The sequence below is a fragment of the Natronospira proteinivora genome, assembly GCF_024170465.1.
GTDB classification, from domain to species: domain Bacteria; phylum Pseudomonadota; class Gammaproteobacteria; order Natronospirales; family Natronospiraceae; genus Natronospira; species Natronospira proteinivora.
The window spans coordinates 232108-256181 of sequence record NZ_JALJYF010000001.1; the positions used below are offsets into that span (position 1 = coordinate 232108).

Here is a 24074-nt window from a genome sequence, read left to right on the forward strand (position 1 = left end):
GGCCCTGTATCAATCGGCCTTCTTGCTGATAGACTTTTTGGGTCGCCCGATGGGGCGATTGGGACGACCATTGGCATCGTAGCGTTCCGGCCAGATGGCTTCTGGAGCCAGGTCGAGTGCTTCGGCAATCGCCCGTTCCATACGGGGGTAGGGTTTTCGCAGGGCAAGAATGGGTGCATCGCGAGAAACACCATGCTCCCGTGCCACCTGGGCCAGGGAAGATCCCCGGCGGCGAAGCTGTTGTTTGATCCATTCCCGGCGTAAAGCGGAGTCGGCTCGAATATGTTTGGGCAGTTGCGTTGACATGGACGTCTTCTAGCAGGGTGCTGCGACAGTATTGAGCAGTATCTTGCCAATTTATGGGAAACATTGCCACCAGGACACGTGGCCTGCAGCCATTATCACGAATAAATATGGCGCAGAGACCCAAATTCAATGGGTCAAATGTTTGCAAGGCAGCCATTGGGAGTAGGGATATGTTGAAGACTCGCCTGAGGAAATGCGCGGAATTGGTCGGAAACGGAGCCAGCCTGGCGCGCGCCACCGGGATACCGCGCCGCACACTGGAGACCTATCTATCTGGTACGGCCGAACCCAAGGCTTCCCGGTTGGCGGATATTGCACGGGTTGCCGGCGTGTCCGGTCATTGGTTGCTGACCGGAGAAGGAACCTCGAGGTCCAACGGGGGCGAACCCGTCTCTGAATTTCAGTTGGTTCAACGCCCAGCAGTGAGCAAGGCAGATCCACCGCGAAGGGCAGGTGAAGTGGCCGGCAATGGTGGTCTGGGTTTTCAGCGGGAATGGATTGCCCGGCAGGGGTGGGAGGAAAGGCATCTGAGATTACTGGAGGCCCATGGCGATTCCATGGTGCCGACGATCTGCGATGGCTCCCTGTTGCTGGTGGATGTAAGTGTCAACATATTGCAGGAAGAGGGCATTTTTCTTCTTGAGGTGGACGATATTCTGCTTTTGCGGCGCCTGCAGTTCGATGTGGAAGGTGGTGTTCTGGCTGTAAATGACAATCCAGCCTATCGGGAGCAGTATCTGCGCAAGGCGCACAAGGATGAGCTCAGTGTCTATGGCAAAGTGGTTTGGGTGGGCAATCGGATTGCCTAAAGGGCCAGGTGAGTCGTTGATGGAATGCGAGTGAAAAAAACGGTCGCCATGGTCTACTCTTAGGGGAAATTGGACCAATAGGAGCTTAATGTATGCCGATACAGCGCATTGTGGGCATCGTGTTGATTGTGGTCGGGTTGCTGCTGATTTACTTCGGTTGGCAATCCACCGAATCACTGACCGAACAGGCCCGGGAGGAAGTGACCGGTCGCTACAGTGATGAAACGACTTGGTACTTGGTGGGTGGTGCGGCGGCGGCTGTGGCCGGACTGCTGTTGACGGTGTTTGGCGGTCGTAAAGGCTGAAGCCCCGCCAATTCGATGCAATCTGGGCCGCGTCCCGAGAGGGGCGCGGTTTTTTTGGTTCAGAATTTTGGGTTCGGAGGGGGCTTTCTTTCTGCCGAGGGATTATTTTTAATTCTTCTTTGTATGATTATTGTATATTTCATGTACATGATCTACATTCTATTTGCGGTTGTTGTACGGAGTGTATAGGTTTTGCCTCACTCCGGACCGAAATTGACCGCCTTAACCAGGAGGATTGAGAGATGACCCTATACAGAAAAATACTGTTGGCCCTGTTGCTGAGCTTTTTCACCATTGGCGGCAGTGGCTGTTTCAGCTCATCCAGTAGTTCCAGCGATGACGATGGCAATGGAAATGGCGACGACAATGGCGAGGCTGAAGTGACCGCTCAGCTGAGGGCTTACCACGCCTCGCCCGATGCCGGTGAGGTTGATATCTTTGTTGGCGAGGAGAGAGTGGCGGAGGGAGTCAGTTTTCCCGCAGCCAGCGCCTATCTGGAAGTGCCTGCCAGCGCATTGACCGTTTCTATCGTGGCTGCGGGTGGTGATCTGGAAGATGCGGTGTTAAGCGCTGAAGTGAGTCTTTCCGAGGATGGGCAGTACACCCTGATTGTCTGGGGGTCGGTGGAATCGGAGAATCTGGATACTGCCTTGGTGGACGACAGTAATGAGGGGGTAAGCGATGGTTTCGTCAAGGTTCGGCCCGCCCATCTGGCTGTGGGTGCCCCCAACGTGGACCTTTATGTCACCGGTCTGGATGACGCCCTGGATGAGGCAGAGCCGGTAGCCGAAAACCTGGCCTTTGGTGACATCGCGGATGCTTACATCGAGGCGCCCGCTGAGGTTAGTCGGCTGCGAGTGACGGCCGCCGGAGACTCCGAGACGGTCATTTATGACTATGTGGCGGATTTCCCGCAGTTTGAAGGGGCTTCCTTGCTGGCTGGTGCCCTTAACGCAGATGCGGGCTTTTCGCCCATATTGATCGGTGCGGCAACCGGTTCCGATAGCCTACCTTTCCTGCCGCTGATCGATCAGCAATCGGAGCTGCGTGCCGTGCATGGCAGTCCGGACGCTGGTGATGTCACCGTGGAGGTTCAGCGGGCCGGAGAAGACAATAACTGGATGACTCTGGTCACCGGATTGTCCTATCGAGAGGACACCGGTTATGCCCGCATCCTGGGCGACTTCGAATACGAAGCGCGGGTGGTTCTGGAAGGCAGTGGCACGGCCGTCCCACTTGAAAATATCGAGCCCCAGCCGGGTAATGCCTATTCGGTATTTGCCCTGGGCAGCGTTGATGATGGAACGGTGGCGTTCCTGGTGGAAGCCGACCGGGTCGGTCCCGCTGAGGAAGGCGAGAGTGCTCTGCGTGCGGTGCACGGCATTGCTGGTGGTCCCACCGTGGATGTTGAAGCCGATGGTGCTGCCGTGATCGAAGCGCTGGAAGAACTGACTGCCAGCAGCTTTTTGGATGTGGCGGCTGGTGAGTACTCGGTGGAAGTCGTGACCTCGGATGGCGGTGACAATGTCATCGGTCCGGCTGATCTGGCACTCGGTGAAGGCAATGTCTATACCGTCGTTGCACTGCCCGTGGATGAAAGCGGTACCGAAGAAGCAAACCTGCTGATCATTCTGGACCGCAGTCCAGAATGATTCCTGGCCCGACTGGCAAGGCCGGTACCCTTCTCGGGTGCCGGTCTTCTTTTTTATGCCACCATCGGGTCAACTCGACCGAAATTCTCATTTCAATCTCCTCTTGTAGAGACCATAATTTGTCATATAGAAGGTGCTCGAGGTTGCCAATGCGGCGGTGGTGAGTGCCTGGCGTGTTTTGAGGATTCGTCAAGAGGAAGGCCCCATGAAAAAAATGCTTTGTCGAGGTGTACTGGTGTCGGCGGCCATTGCGGGATCCGCCAGTGTGCTGGCCGAGCCTTATCTTCCGTCCGACCCCAGGGCGCTGGGTATGGGTGGTGCTTCCACTGCGACAGCGGAAGGCCCGAACTCGGTACTTTATAACTCCGCCTTGGCCTCACCCAATATGCGCAATTATCGCTCGGGTTTCGCTTTCCCGACCTTGGGGGTTTCGGTGGCGGACCGGGACAATTTCATTGATGCCTATGATGACTACGATGACAGCAACGTGGTCGATCGCATTGGTGATGATATCGGTACTTTCAACAATACTTTTGAGATGATTCGAGCTCGGATCGATGATGACGCCTACGACAGTAATGAGGCCTTGGAGTCGGATATTGCGTTGTTGTCGAATGATCTGGGGCAGGTCAGCATGACTCAAGAGGAGCTGGAAGAGCGAATCGCGGCCATGTCTGACAAGCCCCTGACCTTCGATCTGCGAGGCTCGGGGAGCTTTGGAACCCGCATCGGACAATGGGGAACCGGTCTGCACTATCAATCCCGGGCCTATGCCGGTGGTGCCTTCCAGCTGGATCCCAATGACTTTGGCCTGGTGGGATCCGCCTTCGATCAGGCGTCCGGTATTGTCGGGTGTCTGGAAGAAGCCGCCGAAGGCAGTGATCCCGACCAGGATCGCCTGGAAGAATGCCGGGACCGGGAGTTGCCTGACGATCAAACCGTGGATGAATTTCTCTCGGAGTTCCAGTTCCAGGGCGCGATATTGAGTGAATTCGGCCTGACCTTTGCCCGGGACTTCCAGATTGCCGGTCGGGAAGTGGCCTTCGGCGTGACTCCAAAGGTGATCGATGTCAGCACCTTTGATTATGTGGTTGGGGTGCAAGATGAGCGTGATGTGGATATTGATGACAGGGAACGGAGTCATGGCAGCCTGTTTAATGTGGACCTGGGTTTTGCCATGCCCATTCGGGATGACATGCGCATCGGCGCCACCGTCAAGAACCTGATTCCCGAAACCTTTGAGACCATCGAAGGCAATGAGATTGACCTGGAGCCACAGGTCAGGGTGGGCTTCAGCTGGGACCGGCGGATGTTCACCCTGGCCACGGACCTGGATCTCACCGAGAACAAGCCCATGGGTTTCGGGCCTGACACTCGTTTCCTGTCCCTGGGTGGTGAGTTGCGCCCCCTCCAGTGGCTTCAGTTGCGAGCCGGTTATCGCATGAACCTTGCTGATTCGGACATCATCGATGATGTGGCATCCTTTGGGGTCGGTTTCGCGCCAGGGCCGGTACGCGTGGATCTCGGCGTCGCCAGCAGCAGCCGGGAAGTGGCGGCGTATATGCAGTTCGGTCTCAGCTTTGGTGGTTGATCGGCACCCATGAGCGATGACCATTCGGGACAAGTGGGCATCCTGGTTTTCGACCAGGTGGAAGTGCTGGATTTTGCCGGACCTTATGAGGTCTTCTCAGTGGCCCGGCGAGCATCAGATCGGCGCCAGGGCAGTACCTCTCCCTGTCCGCCGGTATTGCTGGGGACTTCCACCGAGGCGGTGACGGCGACCGGAGGCATGCGGGTCCTTCCGGACCAGCCCCTTGGGGCGGTTTCGGGTCTGCGGGCCTTGATCGTGCCGGGGGGCTATGGCGTGCGGGTCCTGATGGAAGATTCTGCGGTCATTGCCACTCTGCGGGCGCTTCAGCCGCAACTGGACGTACTCATGTCCGTCTGCACCGGTGCTGCGGTACTGGCCCGGGCCGGTTTGCTGGACGGACGTTCGGCTACCACTCATAAGCGTTATCTGGACTGGTTGAGCGAGCTGGCACCCGATTGTCACCTGGTACGTGAGCGGCGGGTGGTGGATGACGGCAACCTGATCACCGCGGCGGGCATTTCCGCCGGCATTGATGCGGCCCTTCACCTGCTGGCCCGCTGGGAGGGCCAGGCAGTCGCCGACGAGACCGCCGATTACATGGAGTACCGACCCCCTGCCTGTCCATGAAAAAAGCCGCTGTAGCCAGAAGCTGCAGCGGCTTTTTTATTGTTTTGCCGGGACGAATTTAGCGTTCCAGCATATCCAGCTTGCCGGGTTTTCCATCCCAGTCGTCGGCGTCTTCCGGCGGCTCTTTCTTCTCCGTGAGTACCGGCCAGTCCTGGGATAGTTCCTCGTTGAGTTCCAGGAAATGCTCCTGTCCCTCGGGTAGGTCATCTTCCGAGAGGATGGCTTCGGCCGGGCATTCCGGTTCACAAAGCGTGCAGTCGATGCACTCTTCCGGGTCAATCACCAGCATGTTGGGGCCTTCGTGGAAGCAATCCACCGGGCACACCTCCACGCAGTCGGTGTATTTGCACTTGATGCAGTTTTCGGTCACCACATAGGTCATGAGGTCGGCTCCCCTGACTGGATTATTATCATGTTGAAAGACTCTGCCCCTATTGTGCCATAGCTGGCCGGCCGGATTCGCGCCTGGCCCGGCCAGAGGCATGATTCAGCTATCGCCCCCCGCAGGGGGTGTCGGGTGCATGGGGCGGCGTACATCCTGGATATGAAAATCCTCTCTGTCGCGATCCAAATCCGCGAAATAGGACTCCAAACAGAAACGAATACTGGGAAAGGCCAGCTCATCCCAGGGGATTTCCGTCCGGCGGAACAGAGCCACTTCCAGGCTTTCCTCGCCGGCGGCGAAATCCGCCTGATTCATTTGGGCCCGATACATGAGATGGATCTGGTTCACATGCACCACATGGGTCATGGACAGGGCGCTGCCGATGGTCACCTCGGCACAGGCCTCTTCCCGGGTCTCCCGGGCCGCCCCCTCCCGGGTGGTCTCATCGTTTTCCAGGAAACCCGCCGGCACCGTCCAGTAACCGTGCCGGGGCTCGATGGCACGTCGGCACAGCAATATTCTGTCCTGCCATTGGGGCACGCAGCCTACCACTACACGGGGGTTTCGGTAATGGATGGTGCCGCAGTGATTGCAGACATAGCGGGGGAGGCTGTCACCCTCGGGAATTCGCACACTGATTGGGGTGGCGCACTCGGAACAGTATTTCATGTCGTTTATCGACAAAGGCCGGGGAGGCCGGAAGGATCACCGGCGGGGCCCCGCGCGGGACGGGAAATGGTGCCCGGGGTCGGACTCGAACCGACATGGCCTTGCGGCCGGGGGATTTTGAATCCCCTGCGTCTACCAATTTCGCCACCCGGGCGACGAAGGCGAAAAGATACCATGTTGCTCCCCCTTTCAGCTAGTGGCATACGGCTGACCGGTGACCGCGCTTCCAAGACGGCGGGATGGTAAGATTCGCGTCGCCATGAAACAGCGTAGCGATTACCAATTCGATCTCCCCGAAGAGCTCATCGCCCAGATGCCACTGCCTGAGCGCTCCGCCAGCCGTCTGTTGCACCTGGATGGCCGCTCGGGCGAGTGTCAGGATCGTCGCTTCCGGGATCTACCGGCCTTGCTGGCGCCGGATGATTTGCTGGTTTTTAATGACACCCGGGTTGTTCCGGCCCGGATGCGGGGTCACCGGGCCACCGGGGGGCGGGTGGAAGTGCTGGTGGAACGAGTCATTGGCGATAATCGTTGTCTGGCCAATGTGCGGGCCAGCAATGCCCCGCCGATTGGTGCGGATATCCTGATCGGTGATTTGGGCCGCTTGACGGTCGTGGGCCGTGAAGCAGGCCTTTTTGAGCTGGTGTTGGCTGAGGGTAGCTTGGCCGATCTCATGCAGCAGGCCGGCCACATGCCGTTGCCCCCCTATATTCAGCGCGAGGATACCGAGCTCGATTGGAGTCGCTATCAGACGGTGTATGCAAACAAACCCGGTGCCGTGGCAGCACCCACGGCCGGGCTGCATTTTGATCAGGAAACCCTGGATGCCCTCGATGCCAAGGGCGTGCGCCAGGCCCGAGTGACCTTGCATGTGGGGGCGGGCACCTTTCAGCCGGTCCGGGTCGAGGATCTGGATGCCCATCATATGCACAGTGAATGGTTGTCCGTGTCCGAAGCCACCTGCGAGGCCGTTCGGGAGACCCGGGCGCGAGGCAAACGGGTGGTGGCGGTGGGCACCACGGCGGTGCGTTCCCTGGAAACGGCGGCCGCCGGCGGGGTGCTTGAGCCCTTTGAAGGCGAGACCCAGTTGTTCATCCGCCCCGGCTATCGTTTTCGGGTGGTGGATCGTCTGATCACCAATTTCCACCTGCCCGAGTCCACTTTGTTAATGCTGGTGTGCGCCTTTGGTGGCTATGAACAAACCCTGGCCGCCTACCGTCACGCCGTGGAAAAGCGCTACCGCTTTTTCAGCTACGGCGATGCCATGTTGATCGATCCACGAACCCAGGAAGAGAAACCCTGTTAACCGGGAGCACGATCCTTGCAATTTGAACTGCTAAAACGAGACGGTCGGGCCCGGCGCGGGCGTCTGACCTTTGAGCGGGGTTCGGTGGAAACTCCTGCCTTCATGCCGGTGGGAACCTACGGCACGGTCAAGGCCATGCTGCCCGAGGAATTGAGAGAGCTGGGGGCGGAGATCGTGTTGGGCAATACCTTCCATCTGATGCTCCGGCCGGGCACCGAAATCATCGAAAAACACGGGGATCTCCACGATTTCATGCACTGGGAAGGGCCGATCCTCACCGATTCCGGTGGTTTCCAGGTGTTCAGCCTGGCCCAGCGGCGCAAAATCACCGAAGCCGGGGTGGAATTCGCCTCACCGGTGGACGGCGCCCGGGTCTTTCTGGGGCCGGAGGAATCCATGCAGGTCCAGCGGGCCCTGGGCTCGGATATCGTCATGATCTTTGACGAATGCACGCCCTATCCGGCCAGCCATGACCAGGCCCGGGAATCCATGGAGTTGTCTCTGCGCTGGGCCCGCCGTTCCAAGGAGGCCCACGCAGACAATCCCTCGGCCCTGTTCGGCATCGTCCAGGGGGGCATGCACGGCGACCTTCGCCAGCGCTCCCTGGCCGGCCTGCGGGAGATCGGCTTTGACGGCTATGCCGTGGGCGGCCTGTCGGTGGGTGAGGAAAAAGCCGAGCGGGATCAGGTGCTTGACGTGCTGGACCCGGAACTCCCTGTGGACCGGCCCCGCTATCTCATGGGGGTGGGGACGCCGGAAGACCTGGTGGAGTGCGTGCGTCGAGGCATCGATATGTTCGACTGCGTGTTGCCCACCCGCAACGCGCGCACCGGCTTTCTCTACACCCACGACGGCCTGGTCAAGATCCGTCATGCCCGGCACAAGGACGATACCGGCCCCCTGGACCCCCACTGTGATTGCTATACCTGCCGCCATTACAGCCGCGCCTATCTGCGGCATCTGGATAAATGCGGCGAGGTTCTGTCCGCGCGGCTGAATACCATCCATAATCTGCATTATTATCAGAGCTTGATGCGGGGAATGCGGGAAGCGATCAACTCTGGTACCTTTGGCGGTTTTGTCGAGGCCTTTTACGCGCGGCGCGGCAAAGCGGTGCCGCCGCTCGAGGGGCCGGCGCCTTGAAACGGGCGTTGACCGCACCCACTTACTTGTTTTTCATGAGGTAATCGCAAATGGATCTCTTTATCGCTACAGCTCACGCCCAGGATGCGGCCGGTCAGGAGGGCAATCCCTGGTTTAGCCTGATCTTCATGGGCCTGATCATCGTCCTGTTCTACTTTCTGCTGATTCGTCCCCAGACCAAGCGCCAGAAAGAACATCGCCAGATGGTGGATGCCCTCAAGGAAGGGGATGAGGTGGTCACCCAGGGCGGAATTCTTGGCCGCATCGAGAAAGTGGACGAGCAGTTCGTCACTTTGGATGTGGGGGGCGGGCAGAAGCTCCACGTACAGCGTCACGCCGTGGGTGCCCTGGTTCCCAAGGGCACCTTCGAGGAAAAATAAGGTAACACCATGATCAATCAATTCCCGGCCTGGAAAAACCTGCTGGTCGTCGTCGTGCTCACCGTGGGCGTGGTGCTGGCTTTGCCCAACATCTTCGGTGAGGACCCCTCCGTTCAAGTCGGTGGAACCGATCGCGCCGAGCTCGATCAGGCCGCCATGGAGCGCATTCTCACCGTCCTTGAGGAGGAAGAGGGTTTGGTCCCCCATCGCTACGGCATGGAGGAAGGCCAGCTGGTGCTTCGCTTCGAGGACGGCGAGCAGCAGGATCGGGCCCAGGTCCGACTGCGGGCCGAACTGGGCCGGGATTTTCAGGTAGCGGTCTACCAGGCTCCGGCCATGCCCGACTGGATGCGCGAGATCGGTCTCAGACCCATGAATCTGGGTCTGGACCTGCGTGGCGGGGTGCACTTCCTGCTGCAGGTGGATATGGAGGCGGTCGTGGAGCAGGCTGTGGAGCGCTTTGACGGCAATGTACGTTCCCTGCTCCGGGACGAGCGAATCCGCTACACCGGGATTGAACAGGGCGAGCGAGGCTTCACCGTCTATCTGCGGGATGACGGCCAGCGGTCTAGCACTCTGGACCGACTGAGCCGGGAATTCCCCGAGCTGGACGTTTCCGAGGGTGATGAAGCCAACGCCATTCGGGTGGTGATCAGTGATGATGAGATCGAGGAAGCCCAGCGCAATGCCCTGGAGCAGAACCGCACCACCCTGCGTAATCGTGTGGATGAACTGGGCGTAGCCGAGCCCCTGGTTCAGCGCCAGAACCCGGACCGGATCGTGGTCCAGCTGCCCGGTGTGCAGGACACCACCCGGGCCAAGGACATCCTCGGTGCCACCGCCCAGCTGGAATTCCGCTTGGTGGACGAAGACAACGATCCCTATCGGGCCGAGGAGACGGGCCGGGTGCCGCCGGGCTCGAGGCTCTATCAGCACCGGGATGGTTATCCCGTGCTGCTCAAACGGGATGTGATTGCCACCGGGGATCAGCTCACCGGTGCAGGCACTGGTTTTGATGAAGACAGCGGCCGGCCCATGGTAACCGTGAACCTGGATTCCCAGGGGGGGCGCCGCATGGGCGAGACCACCCGGGAGAACCTGGGGCGCGGCATGGCCGTGGTCTACCGGGAGCGGGTGACCGAAACCCGAATCGAGAACGGCGAAGAGGTTCGGGAATCCCAGGAAGTGGAGGAGGTCATCAGTGTGGCCACCATCCAGGGGATTTTCAGCAACCGCTTCCGCATTACCAACCTGGAAGGCGATCAGGCCCGCAATCTGGCCCTGCTGCTCCGGGCGGGCGCACTGGCCGCGCCGGTGGATATCATCGAGGAACGGACCGTGGGTGCCAGCCTGGGGCAGGACAACATCGAAGCCGGCATCATGGCCATCTCCTTCGGTTTCCTGCTGGTGGTCATCTTCATGTTGATCTACTACAAGGTCTTCGGCCTGGTGGCCAATCTCGCCCTGTTCTTCAACCTGATCATGGTGGTGGGCCTGCTGTCGGCCCTGGGGGCCACCCTGACCCTGCCGGGGATTGCCGGCATCGTGCTGACGGTGGGCATGGCGGTGGATGCCAATGTGCTGATCTTCGAGCGGATTCGTGAGGAGATCAAGGCGGGCAATACGCCCCAGGCGGCTATTTTCTCGGGTTATGAGAAGGCCTTCTCCACCATTGCGGATGCCAACATCACCACATTGATCGCGGCCCTGGTGCTGTTCAGCTTCGGCACCGGCCCGATCCAGGGCTTTGCCATCACCCTGTCGCTGGGGATTATGTGCTCCATGTTCACCGCCATTCTCGGTACGCGAGCCGCAGTGAACCTGATTTACGGCAACCGCAAGGTGAAGGCGCTCAGCATCTGAGCCGGCCACAGGATTCGGAGTAAAAACTGATGGATTTTATTAAGAAGACACCGAAGATCGATTTTGTCGGGCGCCGCAAGCGGATCCCGGCCATGGTCCTGTCGGCGGTGCTGATTGTGCTTTCCCTGGGTGCCCTGGGTGTGAAGGGCCTGAACTTCGGTATCGATTTTACCGGTGGTTTTCTGGTGGAAGTGGGGTATCCGGAAGCGGTGGAAATCCCCGTGGTGCGGGAAACCCTGATGGAGGCCGGTTTCGAGGAAGCCACGGTGACTACCTTCGGCACGGACCGGGAGATTCTCATCCGCCTGGCACCGGATGCTACCCCCGGTGATGAGGAGGGCGAGGGTGGCGAGGAAGCCCGGGCCCGGGTCAGTGACATGGTTCTCGAAGCCTTGCGGGCCCAGAATCCGGAAGTGGACATGCGCCGGGTGGAGTTTGTCGGCCCGCAGGTGGGCGCCGAGTTGGTGGAGCAGGGGGCCCTGGCCGTCCTGTTTGCCCTGATCGGCATCCTGATCTATGTTGCCTTCCGCTTCCAGTACAAGATGGCACCTGGAGCCATTGCCTGCCTGGTGCATGATGTGATCATTGTGCTGGGGGTCTTTGCCGTGACCCAGATTCAGTTCGATCTGAGTGTGCTGGCGGCCATCCTGGCGGTGATCGGTTATTCCCTCAACGACACCATTGTCTTGTTCGACCGTGTCCGGGAGAACTTCCCCAAGATGCGCAAGGCGGACAGTATCGATGTGATCAACCGCTCGGTGAACCAGATGCTCTCTCGAACCGTGGTGACCAGTGGGACGACATTGCTGGTGCTGCTGTCTCTGCTTCAGTTTGGTGGTGAGGTGATCTTCGGTTTTGCCTTGGCCCTGACAGTGGGTGTGATTGTCGGGACTTATTCCTCCATCTATGTGGCTGGCACCACGCTGATTCTCACGAATCTGAATCGGGAAGATTTGCTGCCCCCGAAGAAGGAAGGCGAGGAGCAGGAAAACACCGAAAGCGTGCCTTTCCAGCCCTGATCGAAAGGGAAAGAGCTAGGCACAAAAAAGCCCCCACTAATGGTGGGGGCTTTTTTATGGATCGGCTTTTGGCTCGGCGGTGCTTATTTCATTTCCGCCGGGAGGTGGGGGCGGATCAGGCGGCCCAGGGCTGCGAAGATCTTGGCGTTGCCGGCCATGATGTTGCCGGTATCCAGATAGTCGGTGCCGCCGGAAAGGCTGCCCACCATGCCGCCCGCTTCCCGGATCAGCAGGGAGCCAGCGGCGATATCCCAGGGCTTAAGCCCCATCTCCCAGAAACCGTCGATGCGGCCGGCGGCCAGCCAGGCCAGATCAATGGCCGCTGCCCCCGGTCGGCGGACACCGGCGGTCTTTTCGATCACGGCCCGGAACATGGCCATGTATTCGTCCAGGTAACGGTGATCGGTATAGGGGAAGCCGGTGCCGATAAGAGAACCTTCCAGGCTGTTCAGTTTGGCCACGCGGATACGCCGGTCATCCAGAAAGGCGCCGCCGCCCCGGCTGGCGGTGAACAGCTCCTGGCGGATGGGATCGTAAATGACGCCGTGCTCCAGCTTGCCCCGGTATTGGTAGGCAATGGAGACGGCGAACACGGGCAGGCCGTGAAGGAAATTGGTGGTGCCGTCCAGGGGGTCGATGATCCACTGGTGTTCCGAATCCCCCACCTGGCCCCGCTCCTCGGCGAGAAAGGCATGGTCCCGGTAATGGCGCTGGATGGTGCTGATGATGGCGCCTTCGGCCTCGTGATCCACATCCGTCACGAAGTCATTGCGGGCCTTGCTGGCGATGCTGATGGCATCCCGGTCACCCAGGCGGCGGCTAATGATGTCACCGGCATTTCGCGCGGCACGAACGGCAATATTCAACAGCGGGTGCATGGTGCTCCCGTCCTCCAGGCCAGTCTGTTAATGCGCCCCGGCCGGGTAGGGCTGGGGCGAAAGGGGCGCATAGGATAACATGCCTGCCCGAGTTCGCTGTCTGCTCATTTTTATCGCCGGAAGGAGAGAGTCTTGCGACTGGATACCCGCATCGTGCTGGTGGGAACCACCCATCCCGGAAATATCGGCTCGGCCGCCCGGGCCATGAAAACCATGGGCCTGCATGATCTGGCCTTGGTCAGTCCTCGCAAGCCCCCGGATGACGAGGCCCGGGCGCGGGCTTCCGGTGCGCTGGATGTGCTGGAGAATGCCCAAATCCATGAGGACCTGGATGCGGCCATCGCCGACTGTCATTTGGTGATCGGGGCCAGCGCCCGGACTCGGCGGTTGGGGGCCGAGCCGGTGGCACCCCCGGTGGCGGCCCGCTCGGTTGTTGAGTTGCCGCCAGGAACCCGGGCCGCCATCCTCCTGGGTCGGGAACGGACCGGTCTGACCAATGAGGAGCTGGACCGCTGCCACCAGTTGGTCCACATCCCGGCCAATCCCGATTACAGCTCCCTGAATCTGGCGGCGGCCACCCAGGTGCTGTCCTATGAACTTCGCATGGCGGCCTTGGCGGCCACCGGAGAGACTGGCTTGCCGGAACCTTCCCGGCGCAGCCAGCCCACGGCCACGGCCGAGGAGCTGGAGCATCTATACCAGCACTTTGAATCGGTCCTGGAGGAGTTGGGCTTTCTGGATCGCAGCAATCCCCGGCAGCTGATGCGTCGAATCCGTCGTCTGTTCGGCCGGGCCTTGCCGGACCGCAATGAGGTCAATATCTTCCGCGGGATTTTGAGTGCCGTTCAGGGGCGGGGCTCCGCTCCCCGCCGGGCGGCCGAGCGACGGGGGCAGCAGGACCCGGATTGATCAGGAGCTCGCCCGGCCCGGAGAGAAGTAGTTGGCCACATAGGCCTCGAAGCTGCCTTGCTCGGTCGCTTCCCGCTCTGCTTGCTGCTGCAGGGATTCCCGGGCCATGGTTTCCAGCCGGGCGCGGCTTTCATCAGGCAGTGGATGGGCGCGATGGTGTTGCATATGCTCATTGCTCAAGCGGTCGGCGAAGTCGGAAAAACTCTCCCCCCGCTCGCGCATGGTCTGCAGAATCCGGGCTGAAGGGGTTTGATCGGGATCCTCGAGTTTTTTCCATTGGTCGGCCAGGGCCTTGGCATATTTCCCATGGCCGTGATTGCTGTCCAGTAGCTGACAGACCCCTTCCATACCCTCCAGGATTTCCCGAGTCCAGCCGTAGAGACTGGTCTTGCCCCCCTTTCTCAGCAGCTTCAGGCCCGGCTGTCGTCCCCGGCAGGCGACCCGTTCCTGGTTGACATCAATTTCATGTTCTTCGCTCTCACTGAGTGGCGGGCTTTCCAGTAACAGGCAGTAGATCAAGAAGGCCTCAATGAAACGGAGCTGGGTTTCATTCACTCCCAAGGGATCAAAAGCGCTGACATCCAGGGCCCGGACCTCGATGTATTCCACCCCCCGGTCCCGCAGTGCCTGAACCGGGCGTTCGCCGGGCCGGGTGGGCTGCTTGGGCCGAATGAAGGAATAATATTCATTCTCGATCTGCAGCATATTGGCATTCAGCTGCCGCCATTCTCCGTCGACCTGGGTGCCGATTCGCTCGTACTCCGGTTCCGGGGTGGTGGTGGCCCGCTCCAGGGTGTCGGTGTAGCTCGCCAGATCGTTATAAGAGATGCCCAGCCGCGCCTGGTTCTTGTTCTTGTAGCCGATATCGCTCATGCGAAGGGAAGTACCCCAGGGCTCGTAGAGGGTATGGGCATCGAAGGACTCGAAATGGCTGCTGGCACCTTGCAGGAAAGACTTGCAGATGGCCGGCGAAGCGCCGAACAGAAAGGGGATCAGCCAGCCGGTGCGCTGGAAGTTGCGGATCAGCCCAAAATAGAAGGTATCCCGGGATTCCCGCAGCACCTTGGGGTCCTGGCTGCCGGTGAAAAGCCGCCAGAAGCTCTCAGGCAGAGAGAAGTTGTAATGCACACCGGAGATCACCTGCATGACCCGGCCATAGCGTTGCCCTAGGCCCTGGCGGTAAACATGGCGCATGCGGCCCCCATTGGACTGGCCGTACTCGGCAATGGGAATGTCCTCATCCCGCCCCATGACACAGGGCATGCTGGTGGCCCACAATCGCTCATTCTGGACATCCAGCACATGGGCCGTGAAGGCATGCAGGTCCTGCAGATGTGCCAGGGTCTGGTCCACACTGCCGAAAGGGGGCGTGACGAACTCCAGCAGTGCCTCGGAGTAGTCCGTGGTAATGTAGGGGTGCGTGAGTGCGGCACCCAGGGCAGGGGGGTGGGGGGTCATTGCAATACGGCCATCAGCGGTCACCCGCAGGCTTTCCTTCTCGATGCCGTGTAAACCGTTCTTCAGACAGTTGATGCAGCCCTGATCCCGTAGCCGGGCCAGTCGCTCTTCGACGCGCTGGGGCACGCGGCGCTCCTTTGTTCCGGGGTTGGTTGTCAGCGGACTGACATGATCGACTGCCTGGGGAATGGCGTCAAGGATCATGAATTGACAGCCGTCATAGCCACAATATGGGGCATTTCACCCACTTGTCGGGAATTTCGTCCCGCCCATGGAAGCGGGTACTGAATCGCTCGTGCCAAAGACTAGAGTAGTGGACATGAATCAACGCGGACTCACATTACTGGAACTGATGATCACCCTGGCGGTGGCGGGCGTGCTGTTCGCATTGGCGGCACCCAATTTCCGCACCATGGTCCAGAACAATCGCATCACCACCCAGGTGAATGAGTTTGTGACCGCCACCACCTATGCCCGTTCGGAGGCTATACGACGGGGCGGTTCGGTGACCCTCTGCCGGTCGATCGATCAGGCAACTTGTGCGGAAGATGGGGATGATTGGGCTGATGGCTGGGCCGTGATGGAAGGGACTCCCGGAGATTATGGAGAGGTTCTGCGGGTCTGGGATGCACTGACCGGCGATCCGGATATGGTCGAGCAGGCGGGGGAGAATGTGGTTGTTTTCGAGGGCAATGGCGCAGTCGACCGGTCTCTCGATATCCGCCACAACATACCGGCCTGTTCTGGCGATCAGGCCCGAAGGATTCGTCTGGATCGAACCGGTCGGACGAATGTGACAAGACAGGAATGTAATCCATGAACAGTGACAGGGTCCAACGCAGGGCGAGTGGAATCGGCCGGGGCCAGGGGGGCTTCAGCATGCTGGAGGTCCTGATCTCCCTGCTGGTTCTGAGCATTGGGCTGCTTGGACTGGCCAGTCTGCAGGTGGCGGGACTTCAGAATAATCACAGTGCCTATTTGCGTTCCCAGGCCACTTTGCTCAGCTACGAAATCGTGGACTCCATGCGGGCCAATCGTCAGGCGGCATTGCAAGGGGCCTATAACCTGGATAGCTATGGCGATACCCCTAATGGGAATGGTAACGAGGCAGTCACTTGGGACTTGGACGACTGGCTCAGTAATCTGGACAACACCCTTCCTGAAGGGCAAGGCCGAATCCGGGTGCAGTCGGATGGCAGAGTGACAGTCAGGGTGCGGTGGCTGGATGAGCGCCGCCCCGAGGATCTGGACGATACCGAAGAATGGACAGCAGCCGATCAGCGGCGGGAATTCCGTTATGCAACAGAACTTTAACCGAGAAAGGCGACCGGCGAGAAAGGCGCAATCCGGCTTGACGCTGGTTGAGCTGATGATTGCCGTGGCCATCGGCAGCGTGCTCATGATTGGCGTGATCCAGCTCTTTTCCGGCATGCGGGGTGCTTACTCCCTGAATGAGAGCATGTCCCGGGTTCAGGAGAATGGGCGATTTGCCATCGAGTACCTGAGTAGCGACCTACGCATGGCTGGCTATATGGGCTGTATGTCGAATTCAGGGCAGATGGATTTTTATGCCCACAATCTGGACGAGGACAGTGATTTTTTGACCAACTTCGCTGAAGGACTGCGTGGTTATGAGGCCCGGGGTACTGCCCCGGATGACGATGTCACCATTGAGGTCCTCAACCCGGATACTTCCACCAATCTTGGCGCCTGGAATCCGGCCCTCCCTGCCGAATTGTCTGATTCAGTCGTTGAAGGCACGGATGTCGTGGTAATCCGCTACATGGATTCTGATGGTGTCAATCTGGTGCCGCCCGTAACCACAGGCAGTCAATGGCATACCGATGGCGCGGACGATGATAATTACGCGCAGGACTCCCTGCTTTTGACCACCGATTGTGCTGGCCGGGCTGTTCTGTTTCGTCGCAATAACTCATCCAATAGTACTAATGTCCAGCCAAGCGGATCATTACCCTTCGAGTACCGCAATATGGGTGAGGAAGGGGAGATTGCCCGTGCTATCCAGGCGGCCTATTACATTGGCATTCCGGATTCCACCGGTGTTCCTACGCTCATGCGGCAAGTTATTGATGACACCAATGGCTCTGGCCTTAATACCGAGGCGGTGGAGTTGGTGCCGGGTGTTGAGCAAATGCAGATTCTCTATGGTGTGGACACCAGCGGAACCAAGGATGCCAGCGGCCATTTTTCAGTGGATCGCTATGTGACGGCCGACCAGGTGACCGCTGTGGCGGACTGGAACAATGTACGGGCCGTCCGGCTCAGCCTGTTGGTCCGCTCCGAGGCAAATCTGAGCGATGTGGATGACCCGGTTCGCGATTTCTCTCTCCAGCGGACCAATGTAGAGGTTGATATTCAGGATGAACTGGACCGCCGCAATCGTCGAACCTTCAATACAACGGTTCACCTGAGGAATCGGTAATGAGAAGCACGCAATTGGCTCATACTCGTGTTGTCGCTCCCTCCCGCCAGGGTGGGGCCGTGCTGCTTTTCAGTCTTATTGTGCTGTTGCTGCTCACCGTGATCGGTGTCACTGCCATGCAGACCACCACTTTGCAGGAACGGATGGCGGGTGGTCAGAGAGACCGGCACTTGGCGGTGCAGGGGGCTGAAGCGGCCGTACGTGAAGCAGAACGTTTCCTGCAGCAGGCCACCCTCCCTCAGTTTCTGGGAGCCGAGAATGGGCTTTATCACCACAACGACTATCCAGCTCCCAGTTGGCAGGATTTCGGCTGGGGTAGTGGCTATCGCAATTATGATGGCGGTGACATGGACGGTCTTTTGGCGGAAGCACCAGGCTACTATATTGAGCGGCTGCCTCCGGTGGCCAATCCAGACGGCTCTCTGGTTGGTGGTGAAGCCATTGAAGATACCGAGTTTTATAGAATCACGGCCCGTTCCACGGGGGGGAGCGGCCAGTCTGAAGTGATTGTGCAGGTCATATTCCGGCGATGATACGGTGTTGTTATTCCCGCGACAGCGATTTTGAACTGTACAGGCTTCCGGCCCAACAACAGGGGCAGGCATCATGAAAGTTGCTAAAAGGAAAATCTCGATGAAGCTGAGCGCGTTTGCGTTTGCCATGATTCTCGGTCTGATGGCCATGAATGTGGCATTCGCCAATATTGCCCGGGTTCCGCTTTTTGTCACCGAGGGAGGCTTGCCGCCCAATATCCTGTTCATTCCCGACACCTCGGAAAGTATGCAGGAAGGCTTGAGTCAGGGCCGGGTAGGCCTGGATTGGGATGAATGCTACCCCGGTCCTGATATGGATCCTGATGAATGTTTGGCAGGGGCACGACATGAAGACAGCAAGGCCAGCATTGTAAAGCGGGTGGGCCTGGAAATTATCGACGAGTTTGGCGAGTCTGGCCAGATCAATATGGGTTTGCTGTCGTACCAGCAATACCCGGCCAGTCATCGTCGTAATGATGTATTTCCCGGTCATGAGGTTGGCGGTCTTGGAACAGTGCGTTGGCGTCTCATGCATCGTATTGCTGACGCTCGCTTTTCCACCGACTCAGATCCCGATTTTTTTCAACCGGATCATGATGAAGCCTGGGATTCAGGTCTGAAACGGTTCCGGGAGCCCCACCCCACCCGTGACAATGCTTATATTTTCTATAATGTCGCGGTGCCAGGTTATCACCGGGAAACCTCCGGTAATTGGGAGAATGATGATCGGACGTATTTCTGTCGTTACACGGGCACGAATTTTTTGGAAGGCGATGAGTTTCCCTATGACTGTTATAACGACTTGCAAGTCTACGGCGACGATAATATTGCCTATCAAAATGAGTACCAAAGCTTCAATGTGACGCTAACTGACAGTATGCGGCAACGGGGTGTTGATAATTGGGGGGAGAACCTGGTCTATGTAGAGCTGGGTCAATTTGAGTGGAGAGCCAATGCCTCCCCTGGCCTGGGGTTTCTGCATGTGCCCTTGGGGGGGATAGATGAAGATGGCGAAGTGGAAGATGACCATTGGGATGCTATTCGGGATAAATTACAGCCTCAAAGGCATAACTGGTCGACAGGAGGTGGCGATGTTGTGAATGATCCTGATTGGCCGCTTATCGCTGCAGGCCTGACACCCCTGGAAGGAACTATGCATACTGCGCGGGATTACTTCTTGGGCGAGGAGGATTACTTCAGCCAGGAGCAGGGGCGGACCGACGACGATATGGATATCCCCCGTTCCTGTGATGCCAATGCGGCAATCTGGGTAACGGATGGGCTGCCTTCGGTGGATGCCAGCGGCAATGCTTTAGGTGAGAACCCCGTGGAGGCGATGCAGCGGGCAAGGGACGCGGTTGCAGACTTCCACGATGACACTGATGTGAGGACCTTTATTGTCGGTTTCGCTCTTCCGCCCGGGGTTGGTGATCTTTTTGAGGGGGTTGAAGGATTTGATACGGATAACCCACTGGATGTATTGGCTGAAGCAGGCGGAACAGGGTCTGCCTTTGATGCGGGATCTGAAGGAGAGCTTCAATCCATCATGGATGGCATCTTCGAGCTTGTTGTTAGTGATGCACGCTCCAGTGCGGCCTCCATTGCCACGAACTCCACCCGCTTGGATACTGAATCCTTGGCGTTTTTGGCTAGCTTTGATACTACAAACTGGTCGGGTGAGCTGGAGGCCTATGAAATTACCCAAGAGGGTGTGTTGGGTGACCTGCGCTGGGAAGCGGAAGACGGCATTCCTGATCCCTACAGTCGGCATGTCATTACCTGGGATCCTGACGATGGCGATACATTGTACTTTGAATGGGACCATCCTTCCGGGCGACATCTGACTGATGATCAAAAGGCTGCATTGAATCAGGAGCCCTATTCCAACGATGTTGATGGCCAGGGCCAAGACCGCCTTTATTGGCTGCGAGGTGACCAGACCAATGAAGGCGAGGGTGCCTTCAGGGAGCGTCAGCGGCTTCTGGGGGATATCGTCAACTCTGATCCGCTCTTCGTTCAGACTCAGGACTTCGGCTATTACCACGAAGAGAATTTTGAAGGGGGGCTCTATTACTTCGATCATGTGAGAGACATGCGAGAGCATCGCCCCATGCTGTATGTGGCCGCCAATGACGGCAAGCTGCACGGTTTTGATGCTGAAAATGGGGAAGAGGTTTTCGCCTATGTGCCCAATGCCATTATTCACAAGTTGAACAGACTGACGTCTGAGGACTATCAGCGAGAATACTTCTTTGACGGTTCGCCCCGGGTGGGTGATGTTTGGGATGGCAGTGACTGGCGTCGAATCCTGGTGGGTTCTTTTGCCGCCGGTGAGCGGGGCGTTTATGCTCTGGATATTACTGATCCAGAGTCTCCGGAAGTACTCTGGGAGGCGACTGCCGAGGATTATGATGATATTGGCTATGTGATTGGCGAGCCAAGCCTTGGTGTTACCCAGAGTGATGACTGGGTGGTGATAGTCCCTAGCGGCTATGGGAGCAACAACAACCGAGCAGCATTGACTTTCCTGGACCCGATCACGGGCAATGAGGTGGACACCTGGGCACCCGATGATGGTGACAACCCGGCGGGCAATGGCATGGCTTCGCCAGTGCCAGTGGATGTCAATGGTGACCGGAAGCTTGATCATCTCTATATGGGTGATCTTCAGGGGCAGCTCTGGCGCCTGGATCTTACTGGCAATAACTGGCGGGCACCCGATGGATTGCGTTCCGGCAATACGCCCTTGCCACTGTTTGTTGCTGAAGGACCGAATGAAGAAGTACAGCCCATTACGGTACGTCCACAGGTGGCGCGGTCACCCGAGGGAGATATCTTCGTCTACTTTGGTACCGGCAAGTATTTCGAGGATGAGGATAATCTCATTCCTAATAATCCACCGGTGCAATCGTTCTACGGAATCCGTGATGATGAATCCGAGGTTTCTCGAGGGGATTTGCTGGAGCAGGAAATCATCGATGAGATAGAGGATTTCGGTTTTGAACTGAGGGTTACCACCGAAAATGAAATCAGCGACGAGGATGGTTGGCTGCTGGATCTGGTCTCTCCAGTGGCCGGTCGCGAGGCAGAGCGGGTAATCTTCAATCCGGTGTTCCGCAATGGCCGAATCATCTTCACCACCATGATTCCGAGTGAAGATCCCTGTGCGGCAGGGGGGGACGGCTGGTTGATGGAGATTGATGCGTTCAGTGGTGGCCGCCTGGATTTCTCACCCTTCGATTTGTCCGGCGATGGCGAGTTTGGAGAAGATAGCTATGTAGAGGTGGAGATCGATGGTGAGATGGTTAGGGTGCCGATTAGCGGGATTCGCTCCGAGGTCGGGATTCCCACCACACCGGCCATCATCAGCGCCGGCCATGAGGAGTTTAAGATGATGATGGGCTCCGAGGCTGCGATGCAAGCTCTGCCGCCGGAGAAGGGTGATGACAGCCTGGGGCGTCAAAGCTGGCGCCAGAACCGATAAACCCGATACGTAATCAATCGACGGATGTGATGGCATGATGAGACAGCAGCAAGCGGGTTTTACCTTGATCGAGGTGGCGATTGTGGTGCTGATACTGGGCATCATTTCCGCCCTGGCCTATAACGGTTATCAGAGCCAGGCGGATCAGAGCCGTCGTTCGGATGCTCACCGGACGCTGACGGATATCGCCCAGCGCCTGGAACGGTGTTACACCCATCAGAATGACTATCAGGAATGCGTGAATGATGGGGATGACACCACTTGGGATTCCGCCGAGGGGCACTATGAGATATCTCTGAGTGAGCTTAATCGAAGCAGTTTTACACTGGTCGCCACGCCGCAGGGGTTTCATGCTGATCGAGATGCCAACCGTTGCAGCACCCTCACTCTGAGTCATACCGGCCGTCGTGATTCCACTGGCTCCCTGGAAAGGGAGGATTGCTGGGGGCTCTAGTTGTGCGCCCCAGTTAGTCGAGTTAGGCCAAGTGTTTGATGCTTGTACCCCTAAGCCCCGCCGAATTCTTTCGGTGGGGCTTTTTTATGGGTGGGGCCTGATTGAGTTGGCTCAGTGATTCAGGCAATCTGCCCATTGGCCAACTGCTTGGGCGTGAGGAGGCTTGGATGGCGAGTTTCTATCAGCAAGGCCCGACATTGCCCGCTTCCCTGGCGGCGGACGGGGCGCTGGATGCCTACCTCAAGCTGAGGCTGCCCGAGCGCTTGGCCGGTCAATGGCGAGGGCCTCTGGAGCGACTCTGGGCCCGCTCCCGTGATGAAATGGCCCCACTGGCCGCAGCAGCGGAAGCCAACCCGCCTGAGCATATTTCCTATGATCCCTGGGGCCGTCGAATCGACCTGATTCAGGTATGCCCTGAATGGCAAAAGCTGGAGGGCATCGCTTCAGAGGAGGGGGTGATTGCCACCGCCTACGAACGCGCTGACGGGGCCTGGTCCCGGGTGCATCAATTCCTTCGTCTTTATCTTTATCACCCCAACTCGGCCATTGCCTCCTGCCCCATGGCCATGACTGATGGAGCGGCGCGTGTATTGCAGCGTCATGGGGACGAAGATCTAAAGCGATGGGTGCTGCCCCGTCTGTTGAGCCGGGATTCGTCGCGGTTCTGGACAGCGGGGCAATGGATGACCGAACGGGGTGGGGGCTCGGATGTCTCCCGCAGTGAGACGATTGCCGTGCCCGAGGGCGATGAAGGTTATCGCCTGTACGGGGTGAAATGGTTTACCTCCGCCACCACCGCCCAGGTGGCCATGACCCTGGCCCGCGTGGAAGATGACCAGGGCCGGGATGAGAAGCTCAGCCTCTTTTTCGTAGAGGTGCGTGACCAGGCCGGGCAGCTTCGTAACATCCAGGTCAATCGATTGAAGGACAAGCTCGGGACCCGGGCCCTGCCCACGGCGGAGTTGACCCTTGAGGGCACCCCCGCCCGGCTGGTGGGCGAGCGGGGCCGGGGGGTGGCGACCATTGCCGATATCCTCAACATCACCCGGCTCTACAATGCCTGTTGTGCCGCCGGCTATATGGGCCAGGGCCTGGCCCTGGCCCGGGACTATGCCGGCAAGCGCGAGGCCTTCGGCAAGCCCTTGATTGAACATCCCTTGCACCGGGAGACCCTGGCCGATCTCACCGTTGAGCATGAGGTGGCTTTCCAGCTGGTGTTCGAATGTGCCCGTCTCTTGGGGCGGGAGGAGTGTGGTGAGGCCAGCGAGCGTGAGCTGACCTGCCTGCGCCTACTGACCCCGGTGACCAAGCTGTATACGGGCAAGCAGGTGGTGGCGGCCATTAGTGAGGTGCTGGAGGCCTTCGGCGGGGCCGGCTATGTGGAAGATACGCGGCTGCCGCAGCTACTTCGCAATGCCCAGGTTCTCCCCATCTGGGAGGGGACCACCAATGTGCTCAGCCTGGACCTGCTGCGGGCCATGCAGCGGAATGATGGCTGGACTCAATTGATCGATGCCCTGGATGCTCGATTGAAAGCCATTACGACGACGGCCTTCTCCCGGGAACGGGAAATCATCCAGGCCGAACTGAATACGCTCGCCCATTGGCCGGAACAGTTGCAAGCAGTCTCTTCCGAAGCGCTTCAGGCCAATGCCCGCAAGCTGGCTTTCCGCCTGGCGGCCCTGGTGGCCGCCGTGCTGCTATTGGAGCAAGCCGAACTGGCGGGTGAGGGTGATATGGGAGACCGCTATCAAGCCATCCTCAACCGTTGGCTGCGCCAGCGTTTGGGGTGCTCGGATCACGCCGCTTATCCGGCCGGGGAGGCGGTTCGTATTCTGGATATGGGGGGAGTGGACTGAC

Annotated in this window: 23 protein-coding genes and 1 tRNA gene; 18 read left to right on the top strand and 6 right to left on the bottom strand. The window is 58.8% G+C overall.

The window, feature by feature from the left end; genetic code table 11:
* Positions 1 to 9: 9 nt before the first annotated feature.
* Positions 10 to 306, bottom strand: a complete 297-nt coding sequence (locus J2T60_RS01100; RefSeq protein ID WP_253444225.1) for a helix-turn-helix domain-containing protein — start codon at positions 304 to 306, stop codon at positions 10 to 12.
* Between the two features lie 170 nt (positions 307 to 476).
* Here J2T60_RS01100 and J2T60_RS01105 point away from each other — a divergent pair, with 170 nt between their 5' ends.
* The 5 genes from J2T60_RS01105 to J2T60_RS01125 all read left to right on the top strand — a co-directional run bounded on the left by J2T60_RS01105 (position 477) and on the right by J2T60_RS01125 (position 5290).
* Positions 477 to 1115, top strand: a complete 639-nt coding sequence (locus tag J2T60_RS01105; RefSeq protein WP_253444228.1) for an XRE family transcriptional regulator — start codon at positions 477 to 479, stop codon at positions 1113 to 1115.
* A gap of 92 nt (positions 1116 to 1207) precedes the next feature.
* Positions 1208 to 1420 (top strand): DUF3185 family protein, encoded by a 213-nt coding sequence (locus J2T60_RS01110; RefSeq protein WP_253444231.1) that lies wholly within the window; start codon positions 1208 to 1210, stop codon positions 1418 to 1420.
* Between the two features lie 242 nt (positions 1421 to 1662).
* Entirely contained in the window at positions 1663 to 3072 is a 1410-nt protein-coding gene (locus tag J2T60_RS01115) for a DUF4397 domain-containing protein (RefSeq protein ID WP_253444234.1), read from the top strand.
* Positions 3073 to 3277: 205 nt separating this feature from the next.
* Positions 3278 to 4663, top strand: a complete 1386-nt coding sequence (gene traF, locus J2T60_RS01120; protein WP_253444237.1) for a conjugal transfer protein TraF — start codon at positions 3278 to 3280, stop codon at positions 4661 to 4663.
* A 9-nt stretch (positions 4664 to 4672) separates the two neighbouring features.
* The gene (locus tag J2T60_RS01125) at positions 4673 to 5290 is read left to right on the top strand and encodes a DJ-1/PfpI family protein (RefSeq protein ID WP_253444240.1); all 618 of its coding nucleotides are present in this window, start codon (positions 4673 to 4675) and stop codon (positions 5288 to 5290) included.
* A 58-nt stretch (positions 5291 to 5348) separates the two neighbouring features.
* Here the strand turns inward: J2T60_RS01125 and fdxA are convergent, their stop codons facing one another.
* The 3 genes from fdxA to J2T60_RS01140 form a co-directional block, all read right to left on the bottom strand.
* Positions 5349 to 5672 (bottom strand): ferredoxin FdxA, encoded by a 324-nt coding sequence (gene fdxA, locus J2T60_RS01130; protein WP_253444243.1) that lies wholly within the window; start codon positions 5670 to 5672, stop codon positions 5349 to 5351.
* 105 nt (positions 5673 to 5777) lie between these two features.
* Entirely contained in the window at positions 5778 to 6344 is a 567-nt protein-coding gene (locus J2T60_RS01135) for an NUDIX hydrolase (RefSeq protein ID WP_253444247.1), read from the bottom strand.
* A gap of 67 nt (positions 6345 to 6411) precedes the next feature.
* A tRNA-Leu gene (locus J2T60_RS01140) sits at positions 6412 to 6498 on the bottom strand.
* A 105-nt stretch (positions 6499 to 6603) separates the two neighbouring features.
* Between J2T60_RS01140 and queA the strand changes: the two genes are divergently transcribed.
* From queA to secF, 5 genes are read left to right on the top strand one after another with little or no spacing between them, the layout of a single operon-like run.
* On the top strand, positions 6604 to 7650 hold the full coding sequence (gene queA, locus J2T60_RS01145; protein ID WP_253444250.1) for a tRNA preQ1(34) S-adenosylmethionine ribosyltransferase-isomerase QueA: 1047 nt from the start codon (positions 6604 to 6606) through the stop codon (positions 7648 to 7650).
* 15 nt (positions 7651 to 7665) lie between these two features.
* Positions 7666 to 8793 (top strand): tRNA guanosine(34) transglycosylase Tgt, encoded by a 1128-nt coding sequence (gene tgt, locus J2T60_RS01150; RefSeq protein WP_253444254.1) that lies wholly within the window; start codon positions 7666 to 7668, stop codon positions 8791 to 8793.
* A 50-nt stretch (positions 8794 to 8843) separates the two neighbouring features.
* Positions 8844 to 9173, top strand: coding sequence for a preprotein translocase subunit YajC (gene yajC, locus J2T60_RS01155; RefSeq protein ID WP_253444257.1), 330 nt, complete (start codon positions 8844 to 8846; stop codon positions 9171 to 9173).
* A 9-nt stretch (positions 9174 to 9182) separates the two neighbouring features.
* Positions 9183 to 11036, top strand: coding sequence for a protein translocase subunit SecD (gene secD / locus J2T60_RS01160; RefSeq protein WP_253444260.1), 1854 nt, complete (start codon positions 9183 to 9185; stop codon positions 11034 to 11036).
* Positions 11037 to 11065: 29 nt separating this feature from the next.
* Complete coding sequence (gene secF / locus J2T60_RS01165) at positions 11066 to 12055, top strand: protein translocase subunit SecF (protein WP_253444263.1); 990 nt, start codon at positions 11066 to 11068, stop codon at positions 12053 to 12055.
* A gap of 83 nt (positions 12056 to 12138) precedes the next feature.
* On the opposite strand, the gene J2T60_RS01170 is transcribed toward secF, so the two are convergent.
* Positions 12139 to 12933 (bottom strand): inositol monophosphatase family protein, encoded by a 795-nt coding sequence (locus J2T60_RS01170; RefSeq protein ID WP_253444266.1) that lies wholly within the window; start codon positions 12931 to 12933, stop codon positions 12139 to 12141.
* Positions 12934 to 13065: 132 nt separating this feature from the next.
* On the opposite strand from J2T60_RS01170, the gene J2T60_RS01175 reads away from it, so the two are divergent.
* On the top strand, positions 13066 to 13842 hold the full coding sequence (locus J2T60_RS01175; RefSeq protein WP_253444269.1) for an RNA methyltransferase: 777 nt from the start codon (positions 13066 to 13068) through the stop codon (positions 13840 to 13842).
* On the opposite strand, the gene gshA is transcribed toward J2T60_RS01175, so the two are convergent.
* The gene (gene gshA, locus J2T60_RS01180; protein WP_374728462.1) at positions 13843 to 15426 is read right to left on the bottom strand and encodes a glutamate--cysteine ligase; all 1584 of its coding nucleotides are present in this window, start codon (positions 15424 to 15426) and stop codon (positions 13843 to 13845) included.
* A gap of 193 nt (positions 15427 to 15619) precedes the next feature.
* Between gshA and J2T60_RS01185 the strand changes: the two genes are divergently transcribed.
* From J2T60_RS01185 to J2T60_RS01215, 7 genes are all read left to right on the top strand, one after another.
* Positions 15620 to 16120 carry a GspH/FimT family pseudopilin gene (locus tag J2T60_RS01185; RefSeq protein ID WP_253444275.1) on the top strand — a complete coding sequence of 167 codons (501 nt, stop codon included), beginning with the start codon at positions 15620 to 15622 and terminating at the stop codon, positions 16118 to 16120.
* Positions 16117 to 16614 carry a type IV pilus modification protein PilV gene (pilV, locus tag J2T60_RS01190; RefSeq protein WP_301288283.1) on the top strand — a complete coding sequence of 166 codons (498 nt, stop codon included), beginning with the start codon at positions 16117 to 16119 and terminating at the stop codon, positions 16612 to 16614. Before J2T60_RS01185 ends, pilV begins: the two co-directional genes overlap by 4 nt.
* Positions 16598 to 17743, top strand: a complete 1146-nt coding sequence (locus J2T60_RS01195) for a PilW family protein (protein ID WP_253444281.1) — start codon at positions 16598 to 16600, stop codon at positions 17741 to 17743. Before pilV ends, J2T60_RS01195 begins: the two co-directional genes overlap by 17 nt.
* Positions 17743 to 18276 carry a pilus assembly PilX family protein gene (locus J2T60_RS01200; protein WP_253444284.1) on the top strand — a complete coding sequence of 178 codons (534 nt, stop codon included), beginning with the start codon at positions 17743 to 17745 and terminating at the stop codon, positions 18274 to 18276. The genes J2T60_RS01195 and J2T60_RS01200 overlap by 1 nt, the downstream gene beginning before the upstream one ends.
* A gap of 100 nt (positions 18277 to 18376) precedes the next feature.
* Positions 18377 to 21760: a pilus assembly protein gene (locus J2T60_RS01205; RefSeq protein ID WP_253444288.1), complete on the top strand. Its 3384-nt coding sequence runs from the start codon at positions 18377 to 18379 to the stop codon at positions 21758 to 21760.
* Positions 21761 to 21794: 34 nt separating this feature from the next.
* The gene (locus J2T60_RS01210; protein ID WP_253444291.1) at positions 21795 to 22214 is read left to right on the top strand and encodes a type IV pilin protein; all 420 of its coding nucleotides are present in this window, start codon (positions 21795 to 21797) and stop codon (positions 22212 to 22214) included.
* Between the two features lie 167 nt (positions 22215 to 22381).
* Positions 22382 to 24073 carry an acyl-CoA dehydrogenase family protein gene (locus tag J2T60_RS01215; protein ID WP_253444294.1) on the top strand — a complete coding sequence of 564 codons (1692 nt, stop codon included), beginning with the start codon at positions 22382 to 22384 and terminating at the stop codon, positions 24071 to 24073.
* The last annotated feature ends 1 nt before the right edge of the window (position 24074 follow it).

What these genes read in the sequence shown, in the direction of transcription:
- J2T60_RS01100 (WP_253444225.1), bottom strand. Translation starts at nt 306, where the DNA reads ATGTCAACGCAACTGCCCAAACATATTCGAGCCGACTCCGCTTTACGC.
- J2T60_RS01105 (WP_253444228.1), top strand. Translation starts at nt 477, where the DNA reads ATGTTGAAGACTCGCCTGAGGAAATGCGCGGAATTGGTCGGAAACGGA.
- J2T60_RS01110 (WP_253444231.1), top strand. Translation starts at nt 1,208, where the DNA reads ATGCCGATACAGCGCATTGTGGGCATCGTGTTGATTGTGGTCGGGTTG.
- J2T60_RS01115 (WP_253444234.1), top strand. Translation starts at nt 1,663, where the DNA reads ATGACCCTATACAGAAAAATACTGTTGGCCCTGTTGCTGAGCTTTTTC.
- traF (WP_253444237.1), top strand. Translation starts at nt 3,278, where the DNA reads ATGAAAAAAATGCTTTGTCGAGGTGTACTGGTGTCGGCGGCCATTGCG.
- J2T60_RS01125 (WP_253444240.1), top strand. Translation starts at nt 4,673, where the DNA reads ATGAGCGATGACCATTCGGGACAAGTGGGCATCCTGGTTTTCGACCAG.
- fdxA (WP_253444243.1), bottom strand. Translation starts at nt 5,672, where the DNA reads ATGACCTATGTGGTGACCGAAAACTGCATCAAGTGCAAATACACCGAC.
- J2T60_RS01135 (WP_253444247.1), bottom strand. Translation starts at nt 6,344, where the DNA reads ATGAAATACTGTTCCGAGTGCGCCACCCCAATCAGTGTGCGAATTCCC.
- queA (WP_253444250.1), top strand. Translation starts at nt 6,604, where the DNA reads ATGAAACAGCGTAGCGATTACCAATTCGATCTCCCCGAAGAGCTCATC.
- yajC (WP_253444257.1), top strand. Translation starts at nt 8,844, where the DNA reads ATGGATCTCTTTATCGCTACAGCTCACGCCCAGGATGCGGCCGGTCAG.
- secD (WP_253444260.1), top strand. Translation starts at nt 9,183, where the DNA reads ATGATCAATCAATTCCCGGCCTGGAAAAACCTGCTGGTCGTCGTCGTG.
- secF (WP_253444263.1), top strand. Translation starts at nt 11,066, where the DNA reads ATGGATTTTATTAAGAAGACACCGAAGATCGATTTTGTCGGGCGCCGC.
- J2T60_RS01170 (WP_253444266.1), bottom strand. Translation starts at nt 12,933, where the DNA reads ATGCACCCGCTGTTGAATATTGCCGTTCGTGCCGCGCGAAATGCCGGT.
- J2T60_RS01185 (WP_253444275.1), top strand. Translation starts at nt 15,620, where the DNA reads ATGAATCAACGCGGACTCACATTACTGGAACTGATGATCACCCTGGCG.
- pilV (WP_301288283.1), top strand. Translation starts at nt 16,117, where the DNA reads ATGAACAGTGACAGGGTCCAACGCAGGGCGAGTGGAATCGGCCGGGGC.
- J2T60_RS01195 (WP_253444281.1), top strand. Translation starts at nt 16,598, where the DNA reads ATGCAACAGAACTTTAACCGAGAAAGGCGACCGGCGAGAAAGGCGCAA.
- J2T60_RS01200 (WP_253444284.1), top strand. Translation starts at nt 17,743, where the DNA reads ATGAGAAGCACGCAATTGGCTCATACTCGTGTTGTCGCTCCCTCCCGC.
- J2T60_RS01205 (WP_253444288.1), top strand. Translation starts at nt 18,377, where the DNA reads ATGAAGCTGAGCGCGTTTGCGTTTGCCATGATTCTCGGTCTGATGGCC.
- J2T60_RS01210 (WP_253444291.1), top strand. Translation starts at nt 21,795, where the DNA reads ATGATGAGACAGCAGCAAGCGGGTTTTACCTTGATCGAGGTGGCGATT.
- J2T60_RS01215 (WP_253444294.1), top strand. Translation starts at nt 22,382, where the DNA reads ATGGCGAGTTTCTATCAGCAAGGCCCGACATTGCCCGCTTCCCTGGCG.